Consider the following 25,164-nt stretch of genomic DNA (forward strand, 5'->3'; position numbering starts at 1 on the left):
CTCAGCCCGCCACGCGGCGCAGCACCGTGACCTCGGGCTCGCCGACGACGAGCCGGGGGAGGTTCTCGCGCAGGTCCTGCACCCACGGTGTGCGGTCGTGGACGGCGTGCGCGTCGCGACTCGCCCACTCCTCGACGAACGTCAGGCGCAGCGGGTCGTCGGGGTGCTCGTGGAGGTCGTAGCGCAGGCAGCCGTCCTCGGTGCGGGTGAGGCCGACGAGGGTGACGAGGCGCTCGCGCAGCTCCTCGACGGTGTCGGGGCGGGCGGTGAAGCCGACGACCATGACGAGGCCGGCTGGGGGGTGCTCCACGCGCCCACCGTAGGACCGACGCCCCCGCCCCCGCCTACCCTGCGCGCGTGCCGCCCACCGTCCGTCCGCTCACACCGGCCGCCCTCGCGGCGCTCGTCGTGGCCGCCGCGGCCGAGCGCCTCGGCGAGGCGAGGGAGCGCGGCGTCGCGGTGCGCGTCGGGGTCGACGGCGCGCTGGCTGCGGACACCGGCCCGCTCGCCGACCTCGTCGCCGACCACGCCCTCGCGACCGGGGTCGGCGCGCTGCGGGTGCGGGCGCGCGACTTCCTCCACCGCCGCTCCGTCCGCCTCGAGCACGGACCGGCCGACGTCGACGCCGCCTACGAGCGCGCCGTCGACTGGGCGGCCCTGCAGCGGGAGGTGCTGGAGCCGCTCGGCGACCCCGCTCGCCTGACGTGGCTGCCGCGGCTGCGCGACCCCGACACCGACCGCGCGGCGCGGGAACCGGTCCGGACCGCGGGACCGGGAGCGCTCCTCGTCGTCGACGGGCCGTACCTGCTGCGCTGGGAGCTCACCGGCGACCTCGACGTCGTCGTGCACCTGCAGACCTCCGACGCCGCCCTGCGCCGCCGGGTCCCCGACGGGGACCCGGCCCCCGGGGCGTGGGCGCGCTACGTCGGCGAGACCGCCCCGGCCGAGCGGGCCGACCTCGTCGTGCGCGCCGAGCACCCGGACCGACCGGCGCTCGTCACACCGGGCTGACCGCCCCGCGCGCCCGCCGCTTGGCCCGGTACATCTGCCGGTCGGCGGCGTCGAGCGCCTCCGCCGCGGCGTCCGGTCCGCTGCCCTCGACGGGGTGGGCGACACCGATGCTGACGCCCACCTCGAGGAGACCGACCGAGGTGCGGAACGGCCTCGCGAGCGAGGCCTGCAGCCGCGCGGTCACGGACGCGACGTCCGGTTCGGCGACGGCCTCGCACAGCACGACGAACTCGTCGCCGCCCAGCCGCGCCACGGTGTCGCTGGGCCGGACGAGCCCGAGCAGCCGCTCGGCCACGGCGACGAGCACCTCGTCCCCGACCGCGTGGCCGTGCGTGTCGTTGACGGCCTTGAAGCGGTCGAGGTCGCAGAACAGCACCGCGTGCCGGGACCCGTCCCGGGCCGACAGGGCGAGGGCGTGCCCGAGCCGCTCGAGCAGGAGCAGCCGGTTCGGCAGCCCCGTGAGGGGGTCGTGGAGCGCGAGCGCGGCGAGCCGCTGCTCGACCGCCCGGCGCTCCTGCAGGTCCTCGACCTGGGTGACGAGCTGCCGCCCGCCGTCGGGGGCCGTGACGACGGCGAGGGACAGGGCCCCCCACATCTCCTCGCCGCGGCGGTGCCGGTAGCGGACGGTCAGCCGGGTCGTCGTGACCGAGCCGTCGAGCAACGAGCGCCGGGCGGCGGCGACCTCACCGGCGTCGTCCGGGTGGAGCACGTCCTCGGCCGGACGCCCGAGCAGCTCGTCCCGGTTGTGGCCGAGCCAGGCGCAGAGCGCGGGGTTGACGTCGAGCCACGTGCCGTCCGCTCCCGTCACCGCGAGCGGGCTGGGGGCCCGGTCGAAGGCGCTGCGGAAGCGTTCCTCGCTGCTGCGCAGCTCCGCCTCCTGCCGGCGCTGCGCGGTGACGTCAGCCATCGCCACGACGGCCCCCCGGGTCCGCCCGTCGGGGCCGAGCAGGCGGCGCGCCGACGCCACCACGAGCACCGGGTCGCGTCCGGGCACGGCGATCGACATGGCGACGCCGTCGACGCGGTCCTCGGTCAGCGCACGCAGCAGCGGGACGTCCGCGGCGGGCAGCGGCGTCCGTCCGTCCGGCTCGCACAGGTGGTAGCGGGCGGGCAGCTCCTCCGAGGCGACCACGGGGTCGGCGTCGGCGCCGTGCCACTCGCGCGCCGTGCGGTTGAAGAGGCTGACGCGGCCGGCGGCGTCGGACACGACGATCCCGACGGCAGCCGTCTCGAGGACGGTGTCGAGCAGCTGGTGCCGCTCCTGCTCGACCCGGGCGGCCTTCGCCCGCTCGAACATCGCGACGACCAGCGCGGCGCAGTCCTCGAGACGGGACAGCTGCTCGTCGTCGAGGGCGAACGGCACGCTGTCGAAGACGCACAGGCTGCCGAGCACGTGCCCGGCCGGGCTGCGCAGCGGGACGGAGGCGTACCCGCGGACCCGGGCGTAGCGCCCGTCGACCCACGGGTTGGTCCAGAAGCGGGGGTCGTGCCGGGCGTCGACGGCCGTGACGGTCTCCTCCGTCTGCACCGTGACGTCACACATCGCGTGCTCGCGGGGGGAGTCCCCGCCCTCGAACCCGACCGTGGTGAGCTGGCACTGCCGGGACGTGTCGAGGAGGTTGAGGGTCGCGGTCGGGACGCCGGCCAGGTGCGCGGCGACCCGGACCAGGGCCTCGAGCTCCGGCGCGGGCGGGGTGTCGAGCACCCCGTAGCCGTGCAGCGCCTCCAGCCGCGCCCGTTCCCGCTCGTGGTCGCGGTCGGACCGCCCGTGCCCACCGCCCATCGGCGCACCACCTTCGTCATCTCCCCCGGCGACGCGGTGTATCGGCAGGTTCCCTCCCGAGGATGAGCCCGCGAGGATGACGGGGTGAGCACCCCACGCCCCCTGGAGGTCCAGGAGACGCCCCTGCCCGGCATCGGGCTGCGGCACGACTTCCGCACCGAGCGCGGCCGGCACGTCGGGGTCGTCACGTACCGCAGCGGGCGGCGCGAGCTCCTGCTGTACGACGACCGCGACGAGGACGAGGTCGCGCACGCGCTCGTCCTCAGCGAGGAGGAGAGCAGCGGCCTGGCCGGGCTGCTGGGGGCGCCGCGGCTCGTCCAGCACCTCGAGGACGCGATCCACCACGTACCGGGGGTCGTGGTCCATCGCATCGACCTCGACTCCCGCTCCCCCTTCGCCGGCCGGCCGCTCGGTGACACGGCGGCACGGACCCGCACCGGCACGTCCGTCGTCGCCCTCCTGCGCGGCGACACCGTCGTCGCCTCGCCCGGGCCGCAGGACCGGCTGGAGGCCGGGGACGTGCTCGTCGTCGTCGGCACCCCCGGCGGGGTCGAGGCCCTCACCGAGCTGCTGCGCGGCTGACTGGTGGCGCTCGACCACACCGCCGTGCTCCTGCTGGAGCTCGGGGCCCTCGTGGTCGGCCTGTCCCTGCTCGCGGGGCTCGCCGCCCGCCTCGACCTGCCGGCCGTGCCGCTGTACCTCGTCGCCGGGCTGGCGCTCGGGCAGGGTGGCCTCGTAGCCCCGACGGAGAGCGAGGCGTTCCTCGCCACGGCCGCGGAGGTCGGGGTGCTGCTCCTCCTGCTGTCCCTCGGGCTGGAGTTCTCCGCCGAGGAGCTCGTCGGGACGCTGCGCCGCCAGGCCCCCGTCGGCGGGCTCGACCTCGTCCTCAACGGGGTGCCCGGGGTCGTCGCCGGCCTCCTGCTCGGGCTCGGACCGGCGGGTGCGCTCGCGCTCGGCGGCGTCACGTACATCTCCTCCTCCGGTGTCGTCGCGAAGGCGCTGCGCGACCTCGGCCGCCTCGGCAACCGCGAGACGCCCGCGGTCCTCGGGGTGCTCGTCATCGAGGACCTCGCGATGGCGGTCTACCTCCCGGTGCTCACCGTCGTCGTCACCGGCGCGGGGCTGCTCGCGGGGCTCGGGGTGGTGGCCGTGGCGGTCGGGGTCGTCACCGTCGTGCTCGTCGTCGCGCTGCGGCACGGTCCCCGGCTCACGCGGCTCCTGCCGGTGCGCCCCGAGCTCCTCACCCTCGCGGTCGTCGGCCTCACCCTGCTGGTGGCCGGCATCGCGGAGGCCGCGCAGGTCAGCGCCGCCGTCGGGGCGTTCCTCGTCGGCGTCGCGGTGTCCGGGGACGTCGCCGACAAGGTCCGGGACCTCCTCGCCCCGCTGCGCGACCTGTTCGCCGCCGTGTTCTTCGTGTGGTTCGGCATCGGCATCGACCCCACGTCCCTGCTGCCGGTGCTCGCCCCCGCCGCCGTGCTGGCGGCCGTCACGGCGGCGACGAAGGTCGCGACCGGGTGGGTCGCCGCCGGCCGGGAGGGGGTCGGGCCCCGCGGCCGGCTCCGCGCCGGCACCGCGCTCGTGCCGCGGGGGGAGTTCAGCATCGTCGTCGCCGGCCTCGCCGCGCCGGCGCTCGGGGCCGCCGGTGCCGTGCTCGCGGCGCTGAGCGCGTGCTACGTCCTCCTCCTCGCGGTCGGCGGACCGCTCCTCATGCGGGTCTCGGACCCGGTCGCCGACCGGTTGCGGCTCGGCGCGCACCGGGCCCGGGGCGTCACGTGAGGCGGTGGTGCTCCAGCAGCCGGGCGGCGACCTCGCGGTCGGCCTCGGCGAGCCCGGGCGGGTCGAGGACGAACGCCCCGGCGCCCGCGACGGCCAGGAGGAGCCCCACCCGCTCCCGGACGGGCGGCAGCACCTCCGCGACGAGGAGGACACCGTCCTCGTCGGCCGCCTCCAGGCGCACGTCCTCCGCGAACCGCTCGACCACCCACGCCCGGTCCGCCGGCAGCACGAGCCGGACCCGGGTCGGACGACGGGCGGCAGCGACCCGCTCGTCCGCGTCGGCGGGTCGCTCGAACGTGTCGGGCAGCACCTCGTGGTCGCGGATGCCGGACACGAGGTACGTCCGGGGCTGCCCGTCGGCGTCGAGGGGGCCGGCGTCGACCTCGTAGCCGCGGCGGGTGCTCACGACCCGGTACGGCTCGACGACCCGCTCGACGACGCCCGGGCGCCACGCGCGGGCGTAGACGATCCGCACCCTCCGCTGCGCGGTCGCCGCGCGGCGAAGGTCGGCGGCGACGTCGGCGCCGACGAGGACCGCGCCGCCGAGCAGGGGCGGCGCGGTGGCGCCGTCGCGTGCGCCGTCCCGTGCGCCGTCCCCTGCGTCGTCGCCCGCCTCCGCGAGCCCGTCGACGCCGCCGAGCACCCCGTCGCCGAGCCGGCGCACCGCCGCGGCGAGCGCGGCGTTGTCCGGCTCCAGCGCCGACAGCTCCGACGCCGCCCGGTACAGCACCCCGAGCTCGCCCGGGGAGAGGAACGCGACGCCGAGCTCCTGGAGCGGGCTGTCGTCGACGAGCCGCACGACCTGCGCCGACGCGAGGTCGGTCTCGGCGAGGGCCCCGTCCCCGGTCGGGGCGAGGAACTCCAGGGCGCACGAGCGGAGCCCGACCGCGCCGGCGTCGACGACGTCGGCGAGGAAGAACACCTCGAGCTCCTCGCGCAGCTGCGCCTCGTGCACGTCGAGGTCGGCGGCGAGGTCGCTGATCGGCAGGCCGTCGGGGTGGTGTCGCAGCAGCTGCAGCGCCCGAGGGACGTGCGCGAGCCGGCTCGCGTACCGGGCGACGCCGCCCGCGGGTCGCGCCGCGGCCGTCACGGCCGGCCCGCCACGACGGCCCGCAGGTGGTCGCGGACCTCGTCGCGCAGGTCGTCGGGACCGACGAGGCGGACGCGGCTGCCGAGCTCGTAGAGGCGCCCGCGGAACGCGGTGCGGTGGGTGACGGGCACGCGCACGAGGACGGGCAGGTCCTCCTCCCCGACCCCGACGACCGCCGGCTCCGCCTCGACGACGTCGGCGCCGCCGAGCATGGCCCGCACGTGCGGGACGTGTTCCGGGGCGGTCCGCAGGAACGCGTCGACCGGCGCGTCGACCTGCCACGTGACGGGGTCGATGCTGAGGTGGGCGCCCGCGGGCCGCGGGTCGGCGGTGCCGGGCCGGTCGAGGCGGACGTCGAGCATGCGGTCGAGGCGGAACGTCTTCGACTCGCTCGCGCCGTCCTCCCGGGCCCGCAGGTACCAGCCGCCGGCCCGCAGGGACACCTGCTGCGGGTGCACGTCCCGCTCGCTGCCCCGGTAGGTGAAGCGCAGCCGGCAGCGCCGCCGCACGGCACGCTGCGCCGCCTCCGGGTCACCGACCCGCTCCCGGCGCGCGACGAAGGCCGGGGGCCCGTCCGCCGGCCCGCTGGGACCGAGGTCCTCGCCGAGCCCGGACAGGTCGGCGGCGCGCGCGACCCGCTGCAGCTCGGCCTGCTCCTCCGGTGAGAACTGGACGCGCAGGCGCAGGTCGCCCGCGACGAGCCGGTAGCGCGCGTTCTCGCCGCTCGCCCCGACGTTGCGGATCTCCCAGCCGAGCCGCGTGAGGTGCCCGATGTCGCGGGTGAGCTGCCGCCGCCGGTCCTCGGGCTCCGCGGCGCCGTACCCGACGTGGGCGAGCAGCCGGTCCGTCGACGCCGTCCGCTCCGGGGAGCGGGAGAGGACGAAGAGGATCTGGGTGAGGCGCTCCATCGGCCCCCGCTGGTCCCGGCCACCTGCTCCCCCGGCGCCGGGCGGGGCCGGCTCGATGACGTCGTCCACGCCCCGCATGCTGCCCGTACCCTCGCCGAGGTGCACGTAGCGGCCCTCGGTGTCAGCGTCCTCAAGGGCAGCGCGCCCGCGCACCCGGACGTGCTCGAGCTCGCGCCGTACGGCCCGGTCGGGGACCGCCGCTTCTGCCTCGTCGACCTCGACCACCCCGGTGGCCCACGGGTGCTCCGCACGGTCGAGAACCCGCGGCTGGTGGCGCTGCGGGCAGCGGAGGAGGCGGGCGAGCTCGTCGTCGACGTGCCGGGTCAGGGCACGGTCCGCGGGACCGTCCGAGGCGGGCGCGAGGTGGTCGCGGACTACTGGGGGCGCGACGCCCGGCTCACGGTGCTCGACGGGCCGTGGGCGCCGGCGTTGTCGGCGTACCTCGGCCGGGCGGTGGCGCCGGCCCGGGCCGAGCCGCGGCACGTCGTGTTCGGCGGCGCCGTCACGCTCGTCACGACCGCCTCGCTCGCCGAGCTCGCACGCCGGGCCCGCGCCGACGGCCACGACACCGCGCCGGACCCCGACGACGAGGCCGCCCTGGTCGCCGACGCCGAGCGGTTCCGCGCCACCGCCGTCCTCGCCACCCCCGGCGCCGCGCCCTTCGTCGAGGACGAGTGGGTCGGGACGGCGCTCGTCCTCGGGGACGCCGCCGACGCGCCCGTCGTCCGGGTCGACGGCCCGGTGCCGCGGTGCGCGGTCGTGAGGCTGCGCGCGGGCGCCGGCACCCGTGATCCCTGGGACCCGCTGCGGCTGCTCGCCGCGGACCGCACCCGCAGCGGCGAGATCGACTTCGGCGTCCGCGCCGAGGTCGTGCGCCCCGGGGTGCTCCGTCCGGGCGCGTCGGTCGCAACCCGGGACGCGGACGGCCCCGAGGGCGGACACTGACCGCATGTTCGAGCAGATCGGTGGGCTCCCCCTGCACCCCCTGGTCGTCCACGCCGTCGTCGTCCTCGTCCCCCTCACGACCCTCGGAGCCCTCCTCGTCGCGGTCCGACCGCGGTGGGCGCGTCCGTACGCCCCGCTCGTCGCCGCCGGCGCCGTCGCGTCCGCGGGAGCCGCGCTCGTCGCGCAGCAGGCCGGCGAGGCGCTGCAGGTGGCCCTCGCGCTCGAGACGCCGCTGCTGAGCGACCACGGCCGCTGGGGCCTCTACACGGTGGTGGCGAGCGTCGCGCTCGCCGTCCTCGCGGTCGCCACGACGGTGCTCACGTTCCGCGGCCCGGGCACCGGCACGGCGTGGCGACTGGCCGCGTGGCTCACGGTCGTGGCCGGCGCCGCCGCGACGCTGTTCGCCGTGCTCGCCGGCGAGACGGGCGCGACGTCGCGGTGGGGGTTCGTCTTCGGCGGCTGAGACCCGCCCCCGTCAGTCCCGCTGGACGACGGCCCGGAGCTTGAACCAGCCCCACACGGCGGTGGCGAGGAACAGGACGAGCCCGATGGCGAGGAGCCAGAGCAGGCCCTCGACGACGGCGCCGACGAGCGTCACCACCAGCCACAGGACGAGCAGGACGACGAGCAGCGCCTTCATGGCGACGACGCTACGACCGGGCGCGCACCGTCGCGATTCGTGACGTACCGCGGCGGCCCTCCCGCTCCAGCCGGACGACGTCCCGCCCGAACGACCACACGAGGGCGGTGAGCGCCGCGGCGCACGCGAGGACCCCGGCGACGGGCGGCACGCCGGGCACGAGCAGGGCCGCCACGGGCACGAGCAGCGCCGGCCCCTGGACGGCCGCGACGACCCGGCGGGCGAGGGAGTACGGCAGCGGCGCCCGCAGCGCCGGCCGGAGCGCCCCGGCGAGCCCGAAGGCGTAGCGGAGCAGACCTGCCGTGAGCACCCACGCGCCGACGAACGGGGCCGCCGCCACGGCGAGGACGAGGACCGCCGCGGCGTCGGTCTCCATGTCGAGGCGGGCGCCGCGCGTCGTCGTCACGGTGCGACGGGCCACCGCGCCGTCGACGGCGTCGAGCGCGAGCACGGGCACCGCGAGGAGGAGCACCGGTCCGGCCCACGACGACGGCGTCGCGAGGGGCGCCGTCGTCGTGGGCCACACCACGAGCGCCGCGACGACGACGAGCAGTCCGGCCCGCACGAGCGTGACCACGTCCGCCGGTGTCAGGCTCGGGGGGTGGCCACGGACGAGCACCACCCCACGATGCGCCCCGCGACCGCGTCCCGCCCGCCGACCGCGCGGGCGCTGTGGGTCGAGGGCGAGGGCGTGCTCGCCGTCCGCGACCAGCCCCTCGAGGACCCGGGACCGGAGGAGGTCCGCGTCCGCACGCTCGCGAGCGGCGTGAGCCGCGGCACCGAGCGGCTCGTGCTCACCGGCCGGGTGCCCGCGTCGCAGCGGGACCGGATGCGGGCACCGTTCCAGCACGGCGACCTGCCGTGGCCCGTGAGCCACGGCTACCTCGCCGTCGGTGTCGTGGAGGCCGGCCCGCCCGCGCTCCGGGACCGCACGGTGTTCTGCCTGCACCCGCACCACGACCGCTTCGTCGTGCCGGCTGCGGCCGTCCACGTCGTCCCGGACGGCGTGCCGGCTCGCCGTGCGGTCCTCGCGGGCACCGTGGAGACCGCCGTCAACGCCCTCTGGGACGCGGGTGTGCGGCTCGGGGACAGCGTCGCGGTCGTCGGTGCCGGCATGGTGGGCGCGTGCGTCGCGCGCCTCGCCGCGCAGGTGCCGGGCTGCCGTGTCGACCTCGTCGACCCGGCTCCGGAGCGGGCTGTGCTGGCCGGCGCGCTCGGCGTCTCCCACCGGACGCCCGAGGAGCTCGACGGCGTCGTCGGCAGCCACGACGTCGTCGTCCACGCCTCCGCGACCGCCGCCGGGCTCGCGCTCGCCCTCCGGCTCGCGCCCGACGACGGGGAGGTCGTCGAGCTGTCGTGGTTCGGCAGCCACGCCCCGGAGGTCCCGCTCGGGGACGACGTGCACGCGCGCCGGGTCGCGATCCGCCCCAGCCAGGTGGGAGCGGTGGCGCGGGCGCGCCGCGAACGGCGCACCCCCGCCGACCGGCTCGCCCTCGCCCTCCGGCTCCTCACCGACCCGGCGTTCGACCACCTCCTGGGCCCGGAGGTCCCCCTCGACGACGCGCCGACGGTCCTGCCCGGGCTGCTGCTGGACGACGCCGGTGGCGGCGGTCCCTGCCCCGTGATCACCTACGGGGCATGACGACCCGTCAGGCCCCGATCGCCGTCGAGCACGCCGTCACCGTCAGCGACTCGATGATGGTCGCCCACTCCCTGCCCCGACCGGTCTTCGGGCCCGCGCAGGCCCTCCACGGCGCGACGTTCGTCGTGCGGGCGACGTTCCGCCGCGACGGGCTCGACGACGACGGCGTGGTCGTCGACATCGGGGCCGCCCAGGAGGTGCTCCGCGACGCCCTCGCCGACCTCACGTACACGAACCTCGACGACCACCCGGACCTGCAGGGCGTCGTCACGACCACCGAGGTGCTCGCGGGTCTCGTCGCCGCGCGTCTCGTGCGCCGGGCCGCCGCCGGTGACCTCCGCGGTGCGGGGACCGACCTCACGGCGGTCGTCGTCGAGCTCGGCGAGACCCCGCAGGCCGCCGCCTCGTGCACGGTCCGGCTGCGGGAGCCCGGCGCCGGGCCGGTCGACCGCTGGCCGTGGGCGCCGCGCTGACCGGGCCGACGGTGCCGCTCGGGTGGATCGTGCCCGGCGACGTCGACCGGCCCACCGGCGGCAACGTGTGGGACCGGGAGGTGGCCGCGGCTCTCCGGGCGGCCGGGACGGAGGTCCGGTGGCGACCCGTCGCGGGGGCGTGGCCCGTGCCCCCGGAGGGCCCCGGCGACCTGGTCGAGGCGCTGGCCGAGGTAGGTCGCGTCGCGGTCGTCGACGGACTCGTCGCTGCCGCGTGGCCGGACGTCCTCGAGGAGGCGTCGCGACGGGCACGACTCGGTCTCGTCGTCCACCTGCCCCTCGCGCTCGAGACCGGCCTGAGGCCGGACGACGCCGAGCGGCTCGACGCCCTCGAGACACGCGCCCTCGCCGCGGTCGACGTCGTCGTCGCGACGTCGCAGTGGTGCGCCGGACGGCTCCGGGGGCGCACGCGGACGCCCGTCCGCGTCGCCCGTCCCGGGACGAGGCCGCCGGCCCTCGCCCCGCCCGACCGCCCCGGTGACGGGACCCGGCTGCTCGCCGTCGGCTCGCTCACCCCCCGCAAGGGTCACGACGTGCTGCTGGACGCCCTCCACCGCCCGGCCGCGCCGGACGTCCCGTGGCGGCTCCGGCTGGTCGGCCCGGCACCCGACCCCGCCCACGAGCGGCGCCTGCGGGACCTCGCCGCCGCGCTGCCGCACCCGGACCGGGTCGCGTTCGTGGGACCGCGGACCGGCGCGGACCTCGACGCGGAGTACGCGTGGGCCGACCTCCTCGTCGTCCCGTCGCACCGGGAGACCTACGGGATGGTCGTGACCGAGGCGCTCGCGCGCAGGCTGCCGTGCCTCGTGACGACCGGCAGCGGCCTCGAGGAGGCGCTGGGCGAGGTGGCCGGGCGGCACCCCGGGCTGCTCGTGCCCCCCGGCGACGCGGCTGCGCTCGCCGACGCGCTCACGACGTGGTGGGCGGACGCGGACCTCCGGGCGGGGCTGCGCGACCTCGCCCGCCGGCGCGGCGCGGCGCTCACCGCGCCGGGCGGCGGCTGGGACGCGACGGCCGCCGCCGTCCACGACGCCCTGCTCGGGGCGCGGGCATGAGCCCGCTGCGCGGGGCGGGACCCGTCGGCGGCAGCGACGACGGCAGCGACGACGGCAACGACGACGGCAGCGACGACGAGGCCGGCGGGTACGACGTGGCGTGGCTCGACCTCCGAGCCGACGCCGACGACAGAGCCCGTTCGGACGCCCTCCTCGCCGACCTGGGCAACGCTCTCCGACCGGGCGTCACCGCTGCCGACCCGCCGGGCGATCACGTGCTCGACCTCGGGTGCGGGACGGGGGCGATGGCCCGCTGGTGCCTCGACCGGTTCGGCCCGCGAGCCACGGACACGGTCGTCACGCTCGTCGACCCCGACGGCCGGCTCCTCGAGGTCGCGAGGAGCCGGCTCGCCGCGGCGCCGGGCCGGGTCCTCACGACCGTCGCCGCCGGCTGCGACGACCTCGCGCGGCTCCTCGCCGACCCGCCGGAGGGGCGCCGGGTCGACGCGGTCGTCGCGAGCGCGCTGCTCGACGTCGTGCCCGCCGCCTCGGTCGTGCACCTCGCGCGCGCGGTCGCCGGCGCCGGTGTGCCGCTGCTCGCCGCGCTGACCGTGACCGGGACCGTGCGCCTCGACCCGCAGCACCCCTGGGACGAGGTCGCCGCGGCGGCCGTCGCCCGCACCGCCCGCCGCGACGGGGCCGCCGGGCCGGGTGCGGCCGGCCTGCTCGTCGACGCGGCGACCGCGCAGGGGTGCCGCGCTGTCGCGCGGTCCACGCCCTGGCACCTCGACCCGGCGCGGGACGGGGCGCTCGTGGCGGCGTGGTGGGAGGGCTACGCGGCCGCCGCCCGTCACGGCGCCCGCACACCCGAGGAGCGCACAGCTCTCGACGTGTGGGCGGCCGACCACAGGTCCGCGCTCGAGCGGGGTGCGCTCGTGGTGCAGGTCGGCCACGACGACGTGCTGGTCCTGCCGGGCCACGCCGCCCGGTCACGTCTGTCTGCGTTTCTGTCGACATCCGTGCCGGATGTCGACAGAAACGCAGACGTGGGGGGAACCGCGGACGCATGAGGACGCGTCGTGACGCACGATGGGGTCGTGTCCGCACCGCCCGCCACCCCGACGCGGACGGGTCGGCGGCGCCTGCCCCGCCGGGTGCGCCTCGCGCTCCGGCTCGCCGCGACCGCGGCCGCGCTCGCGGCGGTGGCGCTGGTCGTGGGAGCGGACGCCGTCCGGGCGGGCACGGCGGTGCTGAGCCCCGGTCCTGTCGTGGCGGCACTCGCCCTCGGTGCGCTGTGGCGCGCTCTCGCCACCGCCCGCTGGCTGGTGGTGGCCCGGGCGCTGGGGGCTCCGCTGGCACCGGCGGGCGCGTACGCGGAGTACACCCGCAGCGAGCTCGTCAACCAGGTCGTCCCCGGCGGTGTCGTCGGGGACCTCGACCGGGCGCGGCGGCACGGGACGACCGTGGGGCTGCTCCCGGCGGCACGCGGCGTCGTCGTCGAGCGGGTCCTGGGACAGGCGACGCTCGTCGCCGCGACAGCGGTCGCCGTGGCGTCCCACCCGTCGCTGCTCGGTGTGGCGGACGGTGTCGACGGGCGGACCGTCACGGTCCTCGCCGCCGCGGCCGTCGTCGCGCCCGTCGTCGTCCTGCTGCTGTGGCAGCCGTGGCGCACCGCCTCGGGGCCCAGGTCACGGGGCACCGTCGGGCGGTGGGCGGCGGCCGTCGGCCTCGGCGCGGTCGCCTCGCTCGGCGTGCTCGCGTGCTTCGTCGCGACCTTCGTGCTCGCGGCGCGCGCAACGGGCAGCGACGCGGCCGTCGCCGACCTCCTCCCCGCCGTCCTCGTCACGCTCCTCGTCTCCGGGGTCCCCCTCACCGTGGCCGGGTGGGGCGCACGCGAGGCGGGCGCGGCGCTCGCCTTCGCGAGCGTCGGCCTCGGAGCCGCGGAGGGCGTCGCGACCTCCGTCGGGTACGGCCTGCTCGCCCTCGTCGCCGCGCTGCCCGGGCTGCTACCGCTCGCGCTGCCCCACCGGAGCACCCGTCCGGAGGGCCGCGGCGAGGTCGAGGTCGAAGCACACGTCGTCGCCCAGCCGGAACGTCCGTGACGGTGGGCGCAGGGCGTCCCGCGCGAGGGCCGGTCCGGGGACCCCGAGGCCGGTCGTGCCGTCCGCGCCGAGGAGGACCGGCGCCACGCTGAGGTGGAGCCGGTCGAGGGCCCCCGCCCGCAGGAACCGCGACACGGTCCGGCCGCCACCCTCGACGAGGACCCGGACGAGACCTCGGTCCGCGAGCCGGTCGAGGACGTCGTGCGGGTCGACCCCGCGCCGCTCGTCGCACGGGACCGCGAGCACGCGGACCGGCCCGTCCCCGGTCACCGCGCGGCGCGCCGCCGCCTCGTGCGCCTCCGCCACGCACCACGTCACCGGGGCGCCGTCGGACAGCACCCGGGCCGTCAGCGGCGCACGCGCGGCGGGGTCGAGCACGACACGGTGCGGGTCCCGGCCCACGACGCTGCGCACGGTGAGGCGGGGGTCGTCGGACACGACCGTGCCCACCCCCACGAGGACGGCGTCGACGAGGGCACGGAGCCGGTGCAGGTGCTCGCGGTCGGCCTCGCCCGTGACGTGGACGGCGTCACCGGTGCGGGTGGCGATGCACCCGTCGAGGCTCTGCCCGAGCTGCGCGAGCGCGAAGCGCCCGGGGGCCGTCGCGACCGGACCGTAGAGGGCGAGCAGGTCCGCGGCCTCGGCGTCCGCGGGCGCCGGACGGGCACCACCGGCCCGGGCGGCCGGGGACCGCAGCCACGCCCAGGCGGCGGTCGCGTCGACGGGCCCCACCGGCCCATCCTCACTCGTCCGTCGTCAGCGTGCGCGCGCGCCGGTGCATGCTGTCCCGGATGGTGCCCGTCGACCTCCCCCTCGCGCTGCCCGGCGACGTCGCCGCAGCCACGGCGCACGGCAGCACAGCCGGCGGCGTCCTGCGCTGCGCCTACCACGCGGCCGGGGTGTGCGGGTCGTGCACGTGGCTCGGCCGGCCCTACGACGAGCAGCTCGCCCGGCTCGACGCCGACTGCCGCGAGGTGCTCGCCGCGGCGCTCGGCACCCGGGCGCACGGCATCGAGTGGTCGCCGCCCGTCGCGAGCCCACCGGCCGCGTTCCGCGCCAAGGCGAAGATGGTCGTCGGCGGCACCGTCGCGGCCCCGACCCTCGGCATCCTCGACCGGACCGGGAACGGCACGGACCTGCGGGCGTGCGCGCTACTCACCCCCGGCCTGCAGGCGGCCATGCCCGTCCTCGCCGACCTCGTGACGCAGGCGCGGCTGACGCCGTACGACGTGCCGGCGCGCCGGGGCGAGCTCAAGCACCTCATCGTCGTCGAGGCCCCCGACGGCGGGCTCATGGTCCGGGCGGTCCTCCGCTCGACCGAGGGGCTGCCGCGGCTGCGCGCACGCCTCGGCTGGCTGCGGGAGCGGCTGCCCCGCCTCGTCGTGCTGTCGGCCAACCTCCAGCCGGTGCACGCCGCGGTCCTCGAGGGGCCGGAGGAGGTCGTCCTCAGCGAGGAGGCGACGCTGCCCGTGGCCGTCGGCGACGTCACGCTCCACCTGCGCCCCCAGGGTTTCGTCCAGACCAACCTCGCCGTCGCGGGCACGCTGTACCGGCAGGCGCGGGCGTGGGCGGAGCGCGCGCTGCCGGCCGCGGCAGGCGGCAGGGTCTGGGACCTGTACTGCGGCGCCGGCGGCTTCGCCCTCCACCTCGCCGGGGGACGGCGCCACGTCGTCGGCGTCGAGGTGGCCGCCGAGTCGGTGGCGGCCGCGGAGCGCTCCCGCGACGAGCTGGGCGCGCCGGCCGACGGTCCGGGCGGCGTGCGGTTCGTCGCCGCGGACGCGACGCGGTGGGCGCAGGAGCAGCCGGCGGCGGCGCCGGACCTCGTGGTCGTCAACCCGCCGAGGCGGGGCCTCGGCCCCGACCTCGCGGGCCGGCTCGAGGCGGCGGACGGCGCCCGGTACGTCCTCTACTCCAGCTGTGACGTCACGTCCCTCGCGCGCGACCTCGCCGCGATGCCGTCGTGGCGGCCCGTCGCCGCGCAGGTCCTCGACATGTTCCCCCAGACGCGGCACGCCGAGGTCCTCGTCCTCCTGTCGCGGTAGCAGGCCGCAGGAGGAACGGACCTCACGTCATCCGCGGCACGAGCCCCACGGCCGTCGCGGCGTCGAGACCGGTGAGCCGCAGCAGGTCGGTGACGAGGGAGCGGCTCTGGGCGAGCACCGCCGCCGCCGACAGCCCGAGCGGCACCCCGAGCGTCGAGGAGCGCTCCGCGACGGCGACGAGCTCGCGGCGCAGCACCTCGACCTGCGCGGGGTCGTCGAAGCCGACCGCGAGGTGGTCGACCACCTCCGCGAGCGACACGACGAGACCGAGCACCTCCGGCGGCACCGGGTCGTCGCGCTCGACCGCGACGTCGGCGCGGCGCACGAGGACGCGGACGTCCCGCACCGCGAGATCGAGCGCCGTGTGGGTGGCCGCGTCGGCCAGCGCCCGCCGGGACCGGACGGGCCGCAGGACGGACAGCGCGGCGGCCGCCTGCCGCTCGGCGACGGCGTCGCGGAGCTGCTGGAGGGCGTAGTCCGTCGCGCGCGCCCGCTCCAGCGTGCGGCGGGCGAGGTCCGCGTCGCCCGTGCGGCAGGCCCGGACGGCGTCACGCAGCAGGGAGGCGACCGTGCGCAGCACCTCCACGGCGTGCTCGCGGGGCCGGCGGAGCGGACCGACCGGGCTGAGCGCCGCCACAACCAGGGCCGTCGCCCCGCCGACGACCGCGTCGAGCCACCGGTCGAGGCCGTCGTCCGGGTTCGCGACGAGGGTCGTGACGATGGCGGCCTGCACCCCCGCCTGCAGGACCACCACCGTGCCCGCGTCGAGGAGGACCGCCAGCGACATCGCGACGAGGACGACGACGACGAGCACCCACACGCTCGGCCCGACGAGGGCGACGACGAGGTCCCCCACCCCCACGCCGATGGCGACGCCGACGACGACCTCGACGGCCCGCCGCCAGCGCTGCCGGTACGAGGCGCCCAGCCCGATGATGGCGGCGGCCGGGGCGAAGAACGGCTGGACGTGACCGAGGACCTCCCGGGCGACGAGGTACGCGAGGCCCGCCGCGACCGCGGACTGCACGAGCAGGGGGGCCGTGCGACCGAGTCGGCGCAGCCGTTCCGGGACCCGGCGGGGCGGGCGCGGGACCCGGACCGGGAGGTCGGGGGCGGAGGTCATCGCGGCACATCCTCGCGGCGATGCGAGTCCCCGGCCCGTCGTGAGGCATCATGGTCCCCGACGCCGTGCCGGAGCAGCCCGCTCCACCTCCGCTCCACCTCCGGTCGACCCCCTGTCGGCCCGATCGCACGCCGTCCCGCCGTGACGCCGGCGCCCCGCACCCAGGCCCCTCACCGGGCCGCACGTCCGGACGCGCCCCGCCTGCCCGCGGCGACCTACCACCGCCGGAGAGGCGTCCCCTTGACTGTGCTCGACCCCGCCCCTGCCCTCGCCCCTGCCCGCACCGCCGACCGGTCCTTCGCGGACCTCGGCGTGCCGGGGCCCCTCGTCCGCGTCCTCGCCGACCAGGGCATCACCACCCCCTTCCCCGTCCAGGCCGCGTCGCTGCCGGACTCCCTCGCCGGCCGGGACGTCCTCGGTCGCGGCCGGACCGGCTCCGGCAAGACCCTCGCGTTCGCCCTCCCGCTGCTCGCCCGCCTCCTCGGCGGCGCACCCCGCGCGACCGGACGCCCCACGCCGCGGGAGCCGCGCGCCCTCGTGCTCGCCCCCACGCGCGAGCTCGCCTCGCAGATCGCCGCCACGCTCGAGCCGCTCGCCGCCGCCGTCGGCCTGCGCGTCACCACGGTCTTCGGTGGCGTCCCCCAGGGCCGGCAGGTCCAGGCGCTGCGCGGCGGCGTCGACGTCGTCGTCGCGTGCCCCGGCCGTCTCGAGGACCTCATGGGCCAGGGCGAGGTGTCGCTGCGCCGCGTCGAGGTGACGGTGCTCGACGAGGCCGACCACATGGCCGACCTCGGCTTCCTGCCGGCCGTCCAGCGCGTCCTCGACGCCACGCCCACCGGACGGCAGCGGCTGCTGTTCTCCGCGACGCTCGACAACGGCGTCGACCGGCTCGTCCGCCGCTACCTCCGCTCCCCCGCGACGCACTCCGTCGACCCGGCGGTGTCGCCCGTCCAGCAGATGGCCCACCACGTCCTGCGCCTCGCCGACCGCGACGCCAAGACCGGGGTGGTCCGGGAGCTCGCGTCCGGCACCGGGCGCCGGGTGCTGTTCCTCCGGACGAAGCACGCGGCGAAGAAGCTCGCCAAGCAGCTGACGACGCAGGGCATCCCCGCCGTCGACCTGCACGGCAACCTCACGCAGGGCGCGCGGCAGCGCAACCTCGCGGCGTTCAGCGCCGGCGAGGTCAACGTCCTCGTCGCCACGGACGTCGCCGCCCGCGGCATCCACGTCGACGACGTCGAGCTCGTGGTCCACGTCGACCCGCCGACGGAGCACAAGGCGTACCTGCACCGCTCCGGGCGCACTGCCCGCGCCGGGACGGAGGGGACGGTCGTCACGCTCGTCCTGCCGGAGCAGGAGCGCGACGTCCGCACCCTCATGCGCCAGGCGAAGGTCCAGCCGCGGGAGGACCGGGTCGCCCCCGGTCACCCGGTGGTCGGGCGACTCGTGGGCGAGGTGGCCGCCGTCCGGGAGTACGTGACCCCGGCGCAGCGGGTCGCCGAGCAGCAGGGGACCCCCGGGACGGGCCGGCGGACCCAGGGCGGCCGCGCCCGGGCCGCACGTCCCGGCGGCGCGGGCGACGGCCGTGGCCGCAGCGGCAGCCGCGGTCAGGGCCGCCGCGGTCGTGCGGGCGGGCGCCCGCACGGCGACAGGACCCGCTGAGCCGGGTCCCCGAGCATCGTCGGGTCACCGGACGGGGGGCCCGGTGACCACGAGGAGGCGGCGCAGGTGCCCGACGACCTGCGCGACGACGTCGCGGCACGCGGCGTCCGCCTCCCGGCCCGCGAGCTCGTCGACGGCGCGTCCCGCGCGGTCGCGCAGCTTCTCGGCCGGGGTCCCGGAGGGCTCGGGGTCGAGGACCCGGCCGACGGCACGGAGGGCGACGCTCACGCGGCCGCCCGCCGAGCAGGAGTCCGAGGCGAGCGCCGCGAGGTCGTCGGTCGACCCCAGCGCGTCGGCGAGGTCGAGCGCCACCCGCCCCACCCGGTCCACGACCTGCAGCGCCCGGGCCTCCTCGCCCAGCTCCTCGACGTGCCGGCGGGCGCGCAGGTTGCCCCGCCGTGCCCGCTCCGTCTCGGACTCCCCGGCGCGGGCCTCGGCGAGCGCGGACCGCACGGCCTCGCGACGGTCGGGCACCGACTCCTCCGCCGCGCCGGTCTCGACGGCCTCCGCGAGGTCCTCGAGGAGCACGGCGACCTCGCCGAGGGCCCGTCGCTCCGCGCTTCCCGCCTGCCCGCGCGGCAGGGACGGCAGCAGGAGCGTGACCGCCACGCCGACGCCGGCGCCGAGCAGGACGAGTCCGGCGTACGCGGCGAGGTAGGCGACGGGGTCGCCGCTGCCGACGACGAGCGTGAAGAGCGCCGCCGTCGGGACCCACGCGCGCTGGGCGCCGAAGGCGCGCAGCCCCGCGAGGAGGGAGCCCACCCCGACTGCGAGCCCGACGGGCACGCCCGCCGCGTCGGGCAGGAGGACGACGACCGCCCCGATGGCGCCGCCCGCCAGGATGGCGAGCAGGGCACGCCACGACGACGACACGGTGTCGGCGACGGTCGGGTACGTGACGATCGCCGCACCGAGCGGGGCGTAGTACCGGTAGTCCTCCACGCCCGGCACGAGGCCCGCGGCGTGCCACGCGAGGAACGCGGCGAGGGCGCTCCTGCCTGCGATCGCGAGACGGGTCCGGTGCCTGCCGAGAAACGTCATCGCGGCCGCCTCCCCCGGTCCCGCGACGCCTCCGCCCGCGCGAGCTCGTCGACCACGAGCTCCTCCCCCTGCTCCTCCCCGCGCGCGTGCGCGGTCCGCCCGAGGACCTGGGCGAGCACGGGGGCGGTCGTCACCTGGAAGAGGGCGACGAGCCACAGCTCGACCGACTCCGCCGGGTCGCGCAGGCGCAGGCTCGCGCCGACGACGACGAGGACGAGCCCGACGATCTGCCCCTTGGTCGCTGCCTGCAGCCGGCCCGACACCCCGGGCAGGCGGAACAGCGCGACCGACGCCACGAGCGTTAGGGCGCAGCCGGTGAGCAGCAGGAGCGCCGCGACGACGTCGGCGAGCGCGGTCACCGCCTGCTCCTCGGGACCAGGCGCACGACGGCCGCGCCGGTGAGGAACCCGACGAGCGCGACGACGACGAGGACGATCGACGGGCCCTCGTCGCGGGAGACCGCGAGGAGCGCGAGGCCCATGACGAGCACCGCGGTGAGGACGTCGAAGGCGGTGAGCCGCTCCACGTGGTGCCTGGCCCGCACGAGGCGGACCAGGCACAGCGCGGCGGACACCACGAGCATCGAGGCACAGAGGAGGAGCACGACGGTCACGGCCGACCGCCGTCCGCGGGGACGCCGGCCGCACGACCGGCCGGTTCCCCGAACGCGGCGAGCACCTGGTCGACCGCGTGCTGCGTGCGTGCGCGCGCACGCTCGACGCCCGCCTCGTCGCGCACGTCGAGGCAGTGGACGTACAGCAGATCCGCCTCCCGGTCGACGGCGACGACGAGCGTGCCCGGGACGAGCGACACCCGGTTCGCGGCGACGGCGACGGCGACGTCCGAGCGGCTCGGCGCACGCACCGCCACGACCGCCGAGCGGGTCGCCGGGCCGCGGACGACGACCGCGACGACCACGGCGGCCGTCGACCGGACGAGGTCGACGAGCAACGCCCCGAGGGCGCGCAGGCCGGGCCACAGCCGGGGCCGGGCGGGGACCACCGGCGCCGGCAGCCCCGTGAGCAGCCAGCACAGCAGCGCCACCGGGAGCGCGCTCACGAGCACGAGCGGCTGCAGGCCGCCCCACAGCAGCACCCACACGAGCGCGCCCCACGCCACCATCGGCCACGCCGACCACCGCAGCGACGCCGTCGCGCCCCCGGCGCGAGGGCCGTTCACGGTCGCGTCCCCGAGCCGAGCAGCGCCTGGCGGTAGGCGAGCGGCTCCCGCAGGTCGTCGGCGGCGCGCTGCGCGAGCGCGCTCAGCGGTCCCGCGAGCACGGCGACCGCGAGCGTCCCGGCCACGGCCGTCGCCGCAGCCGTCCGCATCGTCGCGACCGCGACGCCCCGGCGGGCCTCCGGCGGGGTGCGCGGCCGCTCCGGCGCCTCGCCCCAGCAGGCGCCGACCCACACGCGGCTCGTCGCCGCGAGCGTCAGCAGGCTCGTGAGGACCGCGACGACGGCGAGCACCGCCGGTCCGACGCCGTCGGTCGCGACGGTCGCCTGGAGGACGGCGAGCTTGGCGACGAAGCCGTCGAGCGGCGGCACCCCGCCGAGGCTGAGGGCGGGGACGAGCATGAGGCCCGCGACGAGGGGTGCCGACGAGGCGAGGCCGCCGAGGCCCCGAAGCGACGTCGTCCCCCGCTCCCGTTCCGCGAGCCCCGCGACGAGGAAGAACGCGACGAGGACGACGATGTGGTGGGCGAGGTAGACGACGGTCGCGCGCAGCCCGGCGGCGGAGGACAGCGCGAGCCCGAGCAGCATGAAGCCGATGTGGGAGACGAGGACGAATGCGAGCGCCCGGTCGACGTCGTCCTGCACGAGCGCCCCGAGGACGCCGACGAGCATCGTGAGCGCCGCGAGCACGAGCAGCAGCGGCCACGGCTCGTCGCGGGGGAAGAGGAGCGTCTGGGTCCGTACGACGGCGTAGACGGCGACCTTGGTCAGCAGCGCCGCGAAGACCGCCGTCACGGGGGCGGGGGCGGTCGGGTAGCTGTCGGGCAGCCACCAGTGGAGGGGAACGAGGGCCGCCTTCGTGCCGAGCGCGAGGAGGAGGAGCAGCCCGAGGACGGCCCGCACACCGCCGTCGACCTCGGCCATCGCCCCGGGCAGCTGCGCGAGCGACACCGTGCCGGTCGTGCCGTACACGAGGCCGACGGTCGTGAGCAGCAGGAGGGACGCCGTGAGGCTCGTCACGACGTACGTCGTGCCGGAGCGGACGCGGTGCGCCGTGGCGCCCAGCGTCATGAGGACGTAGCTCGCCATGAGCATCGTCTCGAACCCCACGAAGAGCGTGAAGAGGTCCCCGGTGACGAGCACGAGGCAGATGCCGGCGAGCAGCACGAGGTAGGTGGGGTGGAAGACGGACGGGACGTTGCTCTCCCGGTGCTCCGCGCTGCCCTCCCCCACGGCGTACACGAGGACGACGAGCACGACCGCGCTCGCGAGCACGAGGACGAGCGCGGCGAGCCGGTCGACGACGAGGCCGATGCCGGACGGAGGCGCCCACCCGCCCGCGGCGACCGCGAGCGGCCCGGTGGCGTCGACGTGCACGAGGAGCACGACGGCGCACGCGAGGACCCCGGTGACGACGGCGATCCCCAGCACCCGCTGCGCGACGGGGAAGGGGCTGAGCAGCAGCGACACCGCCGCCGCGAGCAGCGGCAGCACGACCGGCACGGCCACGAGGGCGTTCACGCACCCTCTCCCGCGTCGTGGCCGGGCTCGGCGCCCTGGATCGGCGTGGTGCTGTCGTCGGTGCCGAGCAGGACGTCGTGCCGGTACGTGAGGGCGAGCAGGAGCGCGGTGACGGCGAACGTGATGACGATCGCGGTGAGGACCATCGCCTGGACGAGCGGGTCGGCCGACTCCGCCACCGGCCCACCGGCCTCGGGCGCCTCGCCTGCGGGGCCACCGGAGACGAGGAGGACGACGTTGGCGGCGTGGCCGAGCAGGACGAAGCCGAGGACGACGCGGAGCATCTCGCGCTGGAGCAGCAGCTGGACGCCGCCGGCGGTGAGGACGCCGACGACGAGGGCGAGGGTGAGGTTCGTCGCGTTCACTCCTCTCCCCCGAGGGTCCGCAGGACGTCCGTGACGAGCCCGACGACGACGAGGACGATCCCCACCTCGAGGAGCAGCGACGACGACACGGGCAGGGTCCCGAGGCCCGGGACGTGCCACTCGCCCGACACCCCCGTCAGCGGCGCACCCGTCGCGAGCACTCCGACGGCGGCGTAGCCCGCGGCGAGCGCGAGCCCGGCCCCGAGGAGGACCCCGGCGGGCACCCGGACGGCGGCGCCGAGGTCGTGCCGTCCCCCCGCGAGCCGCCGCAGCACGAGGCCGAGGCCGAGCAGGAGCCCGGCGGCGAACCCCCCACCCGGGCGGTGCAGCCCCACGAGGAGCAGGTGGACGGCGACGACGACCATGCTGACGTGGACGGCGCGGGTGACGACCTCCAGCAGCAGGGAGCGCTGCGCCGGGTCCTGCTCCTGCGCCCCCGGCAGCGCCTCCTGCCGGGGGACGCCCCCGGCGCCGACGTCGCGCCCGGCCGACGGCGGGCTCACGGCCGCCTCCTGCCGGGGGCGGGGGCGCGCCCCGTGCGGCGCGTGACGAGGACGAGGCTCGCGACACCGGTCGCGGCGACCGCGAGCACCGTGGTCTCCGCGAGCGTGTCGAGGGCCCGGAACTCCGTGACGACGACGTTGACGACGTTCGTGCCGCCGGCGGCCGCCGCGCCCTCGAGGTAGCCCTCGGCGACCCGGCTGGGGGCGTGCTCGGCCGTGGTGAGGAGGACGACGGCGGTGGCGCCCGCGCCGACCACGACGGACACCGCGACCCGCGCGAGCCGGGGCAGCAGCGGCCGGTGGGGGGTGGTGGCCGACAGCCGACGGAGGACGAGCACGACGACGACGAGCGTGAGGGTCTCGACGAGCACCTGGACGAGCGCGAGGTCGGGAGCGCCGTGGACGACGAACAGCGCGGCGACGAGGTAGCCGGCCACCGACAGCAGGAGGACGGCGACCAGCCTGCGTGACGTCACGACGGTGCCGACGACCGCCACGGCGAGGGGGACCGCGACGAGCAGCTGCGCGGGGGTGTCCCACAGCCGCAGCGGCGGTCCGGAGCCGCCGGGTCCCGCCGGGTCGAGCAGCGCGCCGAGCAGCGGGACCGCGACCACGGTGAGGAGCACGACGGCGAGGTAGCGCGGCAGGTGGCCGTCGTGGGGGCGGTCGGTGACCGCGCGGGCGAGCGCCGCGACCCCCCGTCCGAGCCGGTCCTGGGCCCCCTCGGCGAGCTCCGGTGCGCGGTCCCGACCCCCGCGCAGGGCGTGGCGTGCGCGCTCCAGCCGGCCGCGTCCCACGTGGAGGACCACGCCGAGCACGAGGGTGAGGGCCGAGAGGAGGAGCGGCGGGCCGACGCCGTGCCACAGCGCGAGCTCGTACGCCTCCCCCTCGCCCGGCAGCGCCGCCGCGGACGTCCGCACGAGCTCGTCGACCGCGCCGGGGAGCAGGCCGAGGACCACGCCGGTCGCGCCGAGCCCGACCGCGACGCCCGTCCCGAGCCGGTCGGGGGCCCTTGCGGGCGGGTCGACACCGGGTCGCTCGGCGAAGGCACCCCAGAGGAAGCGGGCCGTGTACGCCACCGTGAGGACGGACCCGACGACGAGCCCCGTGAGGACCGCGACGTCGGCCGGGGCCCTGCCGACGAACGCCTCGAACGCCGCCTCCTTGCCGAGGTAGCCGAGCGTCACGGGCAGGCCGACCATCGACGCGCACGCGAGCGCCGCCGCCACCACGAGCACGCGGTGCCGGGCGAGGCCGGACAGGCTGCGCAGGTCCCGCGTGCCGGCGGCGTGGTCGACGAGCCCCGCGACCATGAACAGGCAGCCCTTGAAGAGCGCGTGGGCGAGCAGCAGCGTGAGACCGGCGAGTGCGGCCGTGCGCGTGCCCGCGCCGACGAGCACGACGAGGAACCCCAGCTGCGCGATCGTGCCGAAGGCGAGCAGCCGCTTGAGGTCGGTCTGGGCGAGGGCGCGCCAGCCGCCCCACACCATGGTCGCGACACCGACGACGGGCACGAGCCACGCCCACGCGGTCGTCTCGGCGAAACCGGGCGCGAGCCGGGCGACGAGGTAGACGCCCGCCTTCACCATGGCGGCCGCGTGGAGGTACGCGCTCACGGGGGTGGGGGCGACCATCGCCGCCGGCAGCCACGGGTGGAACGGCACCTGCGCGGCCTTCGCGAGCGCCCCGAGCAGGACGAGCACGAGCGCCGCGGGCGCGGCGGGCCCGTCGGGCGGCTCCGTGACGATCTCCGAGAGGCGGTAGGTGCCGGCCCGCTCGGCGAGCACGAGGAGGCCGAGGAGCATGCCGAGGCCGGGTCCCGCGGTGACGAGGAGGGCGCGGGTCGCGGCCCGGCGGTGCTCGCGGTCGGCGCCGGCGTCGCCGATGAGGAGGAACGAGCAGACCGTCGTCAGCTCCCAGCCGACGTAGAGCGCGAGGACGTGGTCGGCGAGGACGAGCAGCAGCATCCCGGCACCGAAGAGGACGAGCAGGGCCGCGATCCGGCCGAGGCCTCGCTCGCGGCCGGCGAAGTAGCCGACGGCGTACACGAGGACGAGCGTGCCGACGCCCGTGACGACGAGGGCGAGGACGAGCGAGAGCCCGTCGAGCCGCAGGGGCAGGGCGAGGTCGAGGGTCGGCGCCCACGGCACCTCCTCCGCCGGTCCCCGGCCCGCGAGGACCGCCGGCACCTGTGTGAGGAGCCAGCCGAGAGCCGTGACGGGGGCGAGGGCCGCGACGAGCAGCACCCGCTGCCGCAGGACGGGGGCCAGGACCGCGCACACCACCGCGACGGCGACGTGCGTCGCGAGGAGCCAGGCCACCCGGCCACCCTGGCAGCGCCCGGCGCGG

The 25,164-nt window shown here is 77.7% G+C and carries 28 protein-coding genes; 12 read left to right on the plus strand and 16 right to left on the minus strand.

Annotated features, from left to right (window positions below):
* Window position 1: 1 nt before the first annotated feature.
* On the minus strand, window positions 2-310 hold the full coding sequence (locus tag WAB14_RS12865; protein ID WP_340270334.1) for a putative quinol monooxygenase: 309 nt from the start codon (window positions 308-310) through the stop codon (window positions 2-4).
* A 47-nt stretch (window positions 311-357) separates the two neighbouring features.
* Here WAB14_RS12865 and WAB14_RS12870 point away from each other — a divergent pair, with 47 nt between their 5' ends.
* Complete coding sequence (locus WAB14_RS12870) at window positions 358-1,011, plus strand: nucleoside/nucleotide kinase family protein (RefSeq protein ID WP_340270336.1); 654 nt, start codon at window positions 358-360, stop codon at window positions 1,009-1,011.
* Here WAB14_RS12870 and WAB14_RS12875 read toward each other — a convergent pair.
* Window positions 998-2,794 (minus strand): diguanylate cyclase domain-containing protein, encoded by a 1,797-nt coding sequence (locus tag WAB14_RS12875; protein ID WP_340270338.1) that lies wholly within the window; start codon window positions 2,792-2,794, stop codon window positions 998-1,000. The two genes, WAB14_RS12870 and WAB14_RS12875, sit on opposite strands and share 14 nt — an antisense overlap.
* Window positions 2,795-2,878: 84 nt before the next feature.
* On the opposite strand from WAB14_RS12875, the gene WAB14_RS12880 reads away from it, so the two are divergent.
* Window positions 2,879-3,376 carry a cation:proton antiporter regulatory subunit gene (locus WAB14_RS12880; RefSeq protein ID WP_340270340.1) on the plus strand — a complete coding sequence of 166 codons (498 nt, stop codon included), beginning with the start codon at window positions 2,879-2,881 and terminating at the stop codon, window positions 3,374-3,376.
* Window positions 3,377-3,379: 3 nt separating this feature from the next.
* On the plus strand, window positions 3,380-4,570 hold the full coding sequence (locus WAB14_RS12885) for a cation:proton antiporter (RefSeq protein WP_340270341.1): 1,191 nt from the start codon (window positions 3,380-3,382) through the stop codon (window positions 4,568-4,570).
* Here WAB14_RS12885 and WAB14_RS12890 read toward each other — a convergent pair.
* Both WAB14_RS12890 and WAB14_RS12895 read right to left on the minus strand, forming a co-directional pair.
* The gene (locus WAB14_RS12890) at window positions 4,563-5,660 is read right to left on the minus strand and encodes a helix-turn-helix transcriptional regulator (protein ID WP_340270343.1); all 1,098 of its coding nucleotides are present in this window, start codon (window positions 5,658-5,660) and stop codon (window positions 4,563-4,565) included. The genes WAB14_RS12885 and WAB14_RS12890 overlap by 8 nt on opposite strands.
* Window positions 5,657-6,637 (minus strand): helix-turn-helix transcriptional regulator, encoded by a 981-nt coding sequence (locus WAB14_RS12895; RefSeq protein WP_340270344.1) that lies wholly within the window; start codon window positions 6,635-6,637, stop codon window positions 5,657-5,659. Before WAB14_RS12895 ends, WAB14_RS12890 begins: the two co-directional genes overlap by 4 nt.
* A 30-nt stretch (window positions 6,638-6,667) precedes the next feature.
* On the opposite strand from WAB14_RS12895, the gene WAB14_RS12900 reads away from it, so the two are divergent.
* Complete coding sequence (locus tag WAB14_RS12900; RefSeq protein WP_340270346.1) at window positions 6,668-7,513, plus strand: MOSC domain-containing protein; 846 nt, start codon at window positions 6,668-6,670, stop codon at window positions 7,511-7,513.
* A 4-nt stretch (window positions 7,514-7,517) separates the two neighbouring features.
* Window positions 7,518-7,976: a DUF2231 domain-containing protein gene (locus tag WAB14_RS12905; protein ID WP_340270347.1), complete on the plus strand. Its 459-nt coding sequence runs from the start codon at window positions 7,518-7,520 to the stop codon at window positions 7,974-7,976.
* Between the two features lie 12 nt (window positions 7,977-7,988).
* Here WAB14_RS12905 and WAB14_RS12910 read toward each other — a convergent pair whose 3' ends face one another.
* Entirely contained in the window at window positions 7,989-8,153 is a 165-nt protein-coding gene (locus WAB14_RS12910; protein ID WP_340270349.1) for a hypothetical protein, read from the minus strand.
* Window positions 8,154-8,163: 10 nt separating this feature from the next.
* Window positions 8,164-8,730 carry a CDP-alcohol phosphatidyltransferase family protein gene (locus tag WAB14_RS12915; protein WP_340270350.1) on the minus strand — a complete coding sequence of 189 codons (567 nt, stop codon included), beginning with the start codon at window positions 8,728-8,730 and terminating at the stop codon, window positions 8,164-8,166.
* Window positions 8,731-8,754: 24 nt separating this feature from the next.
* On the opposite strand from WAB14_RS12915, the gene WAB14_RS12920 reads away from it, so the two are divergent.
* Genes WAB14_RS12920 through WAB14_RS12940 form a run of 5 tightly spaced genes read left to right on the plus strand, consistent with a single transcriptional unit; the run spans window position 8,755 to window position 13,383 of the window.
* On the plus strand, window positions 8,755-9,795 hold the full coding sequence (locus WAB14_RS12920; protein ID WP_340270351.1) for a zinc-dependent alcohol dehydrogenase: 1,041 nt from the start codon (window positions 8,755-8,757) through the stop codon (window positions 9,793-9,795).
* Window positions 9,792-10,268, plus strand: coding sequence for a 6-pyruvoyl trahydropterin synthase family protein (locus WAB14_RS12925; protein ID WP_340270353.1), 477 nt, complete (start codon window positions 9,792-9,794; stop codon window positions 10,266-10,268). The genes WAB14_RS12920 and WAB14_RS12925 overlap by 4 nt, the downstream gene beginning before the upstream one ends.
* Entirely contained in the window at window positions 10,253-11,341 is a 1,089-nt protein-coding gene (locus tag WAB14_RS12930; RefSeq protein WP_340270354.1) for a glycosyltransferase family 4 protein, read from the plus strand. The genes WAB14_RS12925 and WAB14_RS12930 overlap by 16 nt, the downstream gene beginning before the upstream one ends.
* Complete coding sequence (locus tag WAB14_RS12935) at window positions 11,338-12,351, plus strand: class I SAM-dependent methyltransferase (RefSeq protein ID WP_340270355.1); 1,014 nt, start codon at window positions 11,338-11,340, stop codon at window positions 12,349-12,351. Before WAB14_RS12930 ends, WAB14_RS12935 begins: the two co-directional genes overlap by 4 nt.
* Window positions 12,352-12,378: 27 nt before the next feature.
* The gene (locus WAB14_RS12940) at window positions 12,379-13,383 is read left to right on the plus strand and encodes a lysylphosphatidylglycerol synthase transmembrane domain-containing protein (protein WP_340270357.1); all 1,005 of its coding nucleotides are present in this window, start codon (window positions 12,379-12,381) and stop codon (window positions 13,381-13,383) included.
* Here the strand turns inward: WAB14_RS12940 and WAB14_RS12945 are convergent.
* On the minus strand, window positions 13,288-14,115 hold the full coding sequence (locus WAB14_RS12945; RefSeq protein ID WP_340270359.1) for a RibD family protein: 828 nt from the start codon (window positions 14,113-14,115) through the stop codon (window positions 13,288-13,290). The two genes, WAB14_RS12940 and WAB14_RS12945, sit on opposite strands and share 96 nt — an antisense overlap.
* Before the next feature lie 59 nt (window positions 14,116-14,174).
* Between WAB14_RS12945 and WAB14_RS12950 the strand changes: the two genes are divergently transcribed.
* Window positions 14,175-15,425 (plus strand): methyltransferase domain-containing protein, encoded by a 1,251-nt coding sequence (locus WAB14_RS12950; protein WP_340270361.1) that lies wholly within the window; start codon window positions 14,175-14,177, stop codon window positions 15,423-15,425.
* A 22-nt stretch (window positions 15,426-15,447) separates the two neighbouring features.
* On the opposite strand, the gene WAB14_RS12955 is transcribed toward WAB14_RS12950, so the two are convergent.
* Window positions 15,448-16,548: an FUSC family protein gene (locus WAB14_RS12955; protein WP_340270362.1), complete on the minus strand. Its 1,101-nt coding sequence runs from the start codon at window positions 16,546-16,548 to the stop codon at window positions 15,448-15,450.
* Window positions 16,549-16,794: 246 nt separating this feature from the next.
* On the opposite strand from WAB14_RS12955, the gene WAB14_RS12960 reads away from it, so the two are divergent.
* Window positions 16,795-18,210, plus strand: a complete 1,416-nt coding sequence (locus WAB14_RS12960) for a DEAD/DEAH box helicase (RefSeq protein WP_340270444.1) — start codon at window positions 16,795-16,797, stop codon at window positions 18,208-18,210.
* A 24-nt stretch (window positions 18,211-18,234) separates the two neighbouring features.
* Here the strand turns inward: WAB14_RS12960 and WAB14_RS12965 are convergent, their stop codons facing one another.
* The 8 genes from WAB14_RS12965 to mbhE are packed head-to-tail and all read right to left on the minus strand — an operon-like array spanning window position 18,235 to window position 25,136.
* Entirely contained in the window at window positions 18,235-19,251 is a 1,017-nt protein-coding gene (locus WAB14_RS12965) for an FUSC family protein (protein ID WP_340270363.1), read from the minus strand.
* Window positions 19,248-19,610 (minus strand): monovalent cation/H(+) antiporter subunit G, encoded by a 363-nt coding sequence (gene mnhG / locus WAB14_RS12970; protein WP_340270364.1) that lies wholly within the window; start codon window positions 19,608-19,610, stop codon window positions 19,248-19,250. The genes WAB14_RS12965 and mnhG overlap by 4 nt, the downstream gene beginning before the upstream one ends.
* On the minus strand, window positions 19,607-19,864 hold the full coding sequence (locus WAB14_RS12975) for a hypothetical protein (RefSeq protein ID WP_340270365.1): 258 nt from the start codon (window positions 19,862-19,864) through the stop codon (window positions 19,607-19,609). Before WAB14_RS12975 ends, mnhG begins: the two co-directional genes overlap by 4 nt.
* Window positions 19,861-20,430, minus strand: coding sequence for a Na+/H+ antiporter subunit E (locus tag WAB14_RS12980; RefSeq protein WP_340270366.1), 570 nt, complete (start codon window positions 20,428-20,430; stop codon window positions 19,861-19,863). The genes WAB14_RS12975 and WAB14_RS12980 overlap by 4 nt, the downstream gene beginning before the upstream one ends.
* Window positions 20,427-21,947 (minus strand): proton-conducting transporter transmembrane domain-containing protein, encoded by a 1,521-nt coding sequence (locus tag WAB14_RS12985; protein ID WP_340270367.1) that lies wholly within the window; start codon window positions 21,945-21,947, stop codon window positions 20,427-20,429. Before WAB14_RS12985 ends, WAB14_RS12980 begins: the two co-directional genes overlap by 4 nt.
* Window positions 21,944-22,312, minus strand: coding sequence for a sodium:proton antiporter (locus WAB14_RS12990; RefSeq protein WP_340270368.1), 369 nt, complete (start codon window positions 22,310-22,312; stop codon window positions 21,944-21,946). Before WAB14_RS12990 ends, WAB14_RS12985 begins: the two co-directional genes overlap by 4 nt.
* Window positions 22,309-22,815: an MnhB domain-containing protein gene (locus tag WAB14_RS12995; RefSeq protein WP_340270370.1), complete on the minus strand. Its 507-nt coding sequence runs from the start codon at window positions 22,813-22,815 to the stop codon at window positions 22,309-22,311. Before WAB14_RS12995 ends, WAB14_RS12990 begins: the two co-directional genes overlap by 4 nt.
* Window positions 22,812-25,136: a hydrogen gas-evolving membrane-bound hydrogenase subunit E gene (mbhE, locus tag WAB14_RS13000; protein WP_340270371.1), complete on the minus strand. Its 2,325-nt coding sequence runs from the start codon at window positions 25,134-25,136 to the stop codon at window positions 22,812-22,814. The genes WAB14_RS12995 and mbhE overlap by 4 nt, the downstream gene beginning before the upstream one ends.
* Window positions 25,137-25,164 lie beyond the last annotated feature (28 nt).

The organism is Aquipuribacter nitratireducens (assembly GCF_037860835.1).
Lineage (GTDB): Bacteria > Actinomycetota > Actinomycetes > Actinomycetales > JBBAYJ01 > Aquipuribacter > Aquipuribacter nitratireducens.

Bases quoted from the DNA above. Each gene is read 5' to 3' on its own strand.
- WAB14_RS12875 (WP_340270338.1), bottom strand. From the start codon at position 2,794: ATGGGCGGTGGGCACGGGCGGTCCGACCGCGACCACGAGCGGGAACGG.
- WAB14_RS12905 (WP_340270347.1), top strand. From the start codon at position 7,518: ATGTTCGAGCAGATCGGTGGGCTCCCCCTGCACCCCCTGGTCGTCCAC.
- WAB14_RS12910 (WP_340270349.1), bottom strand. From the start codon at position 8,153: ATGAAGGCGCTGCTCGTCGTCCTGCTCGTCCTGTGGCTGGTGGTGACG.
- WAB14_RS12925 (WP_340270353.1), top strand. From the start codon at position 9,792: ATGACGACCCGTCAGGCCCCGATCGCCGTCGAGCACGCCGTCACCGTC.
- WAB14_RS12935 (WP_340270355.1), top strand. From the start codon at position 11,338: ATGAGCCCGCTGCGCGGGGCGGGACCCGTCGGCGGCAGCGACGACGGC.
- WAB14_RS12950 (WP_340270361.1), top strand. From the start codon at position 14,175: ATGGTGCCCGTCGACCTCCCCCTCGCGCTGCCCGGCGACGTCGCCGCA.
- WAB14_RS12955 (WP_340270362.1), bottom strand. From the start codon at position 16,548: ATGACCTCCGCCCCCGACCTCCCGGTCCGGGTCCCGCGCCCGCCCCGC.
- WAB14_RS12965 (WP_340270363.1), bottom strand. From the start codon at position 19,251: ATGACGTTTCTCGGCAGGCACCGGACCCGTCTCGCGATCGCAGGCAGG.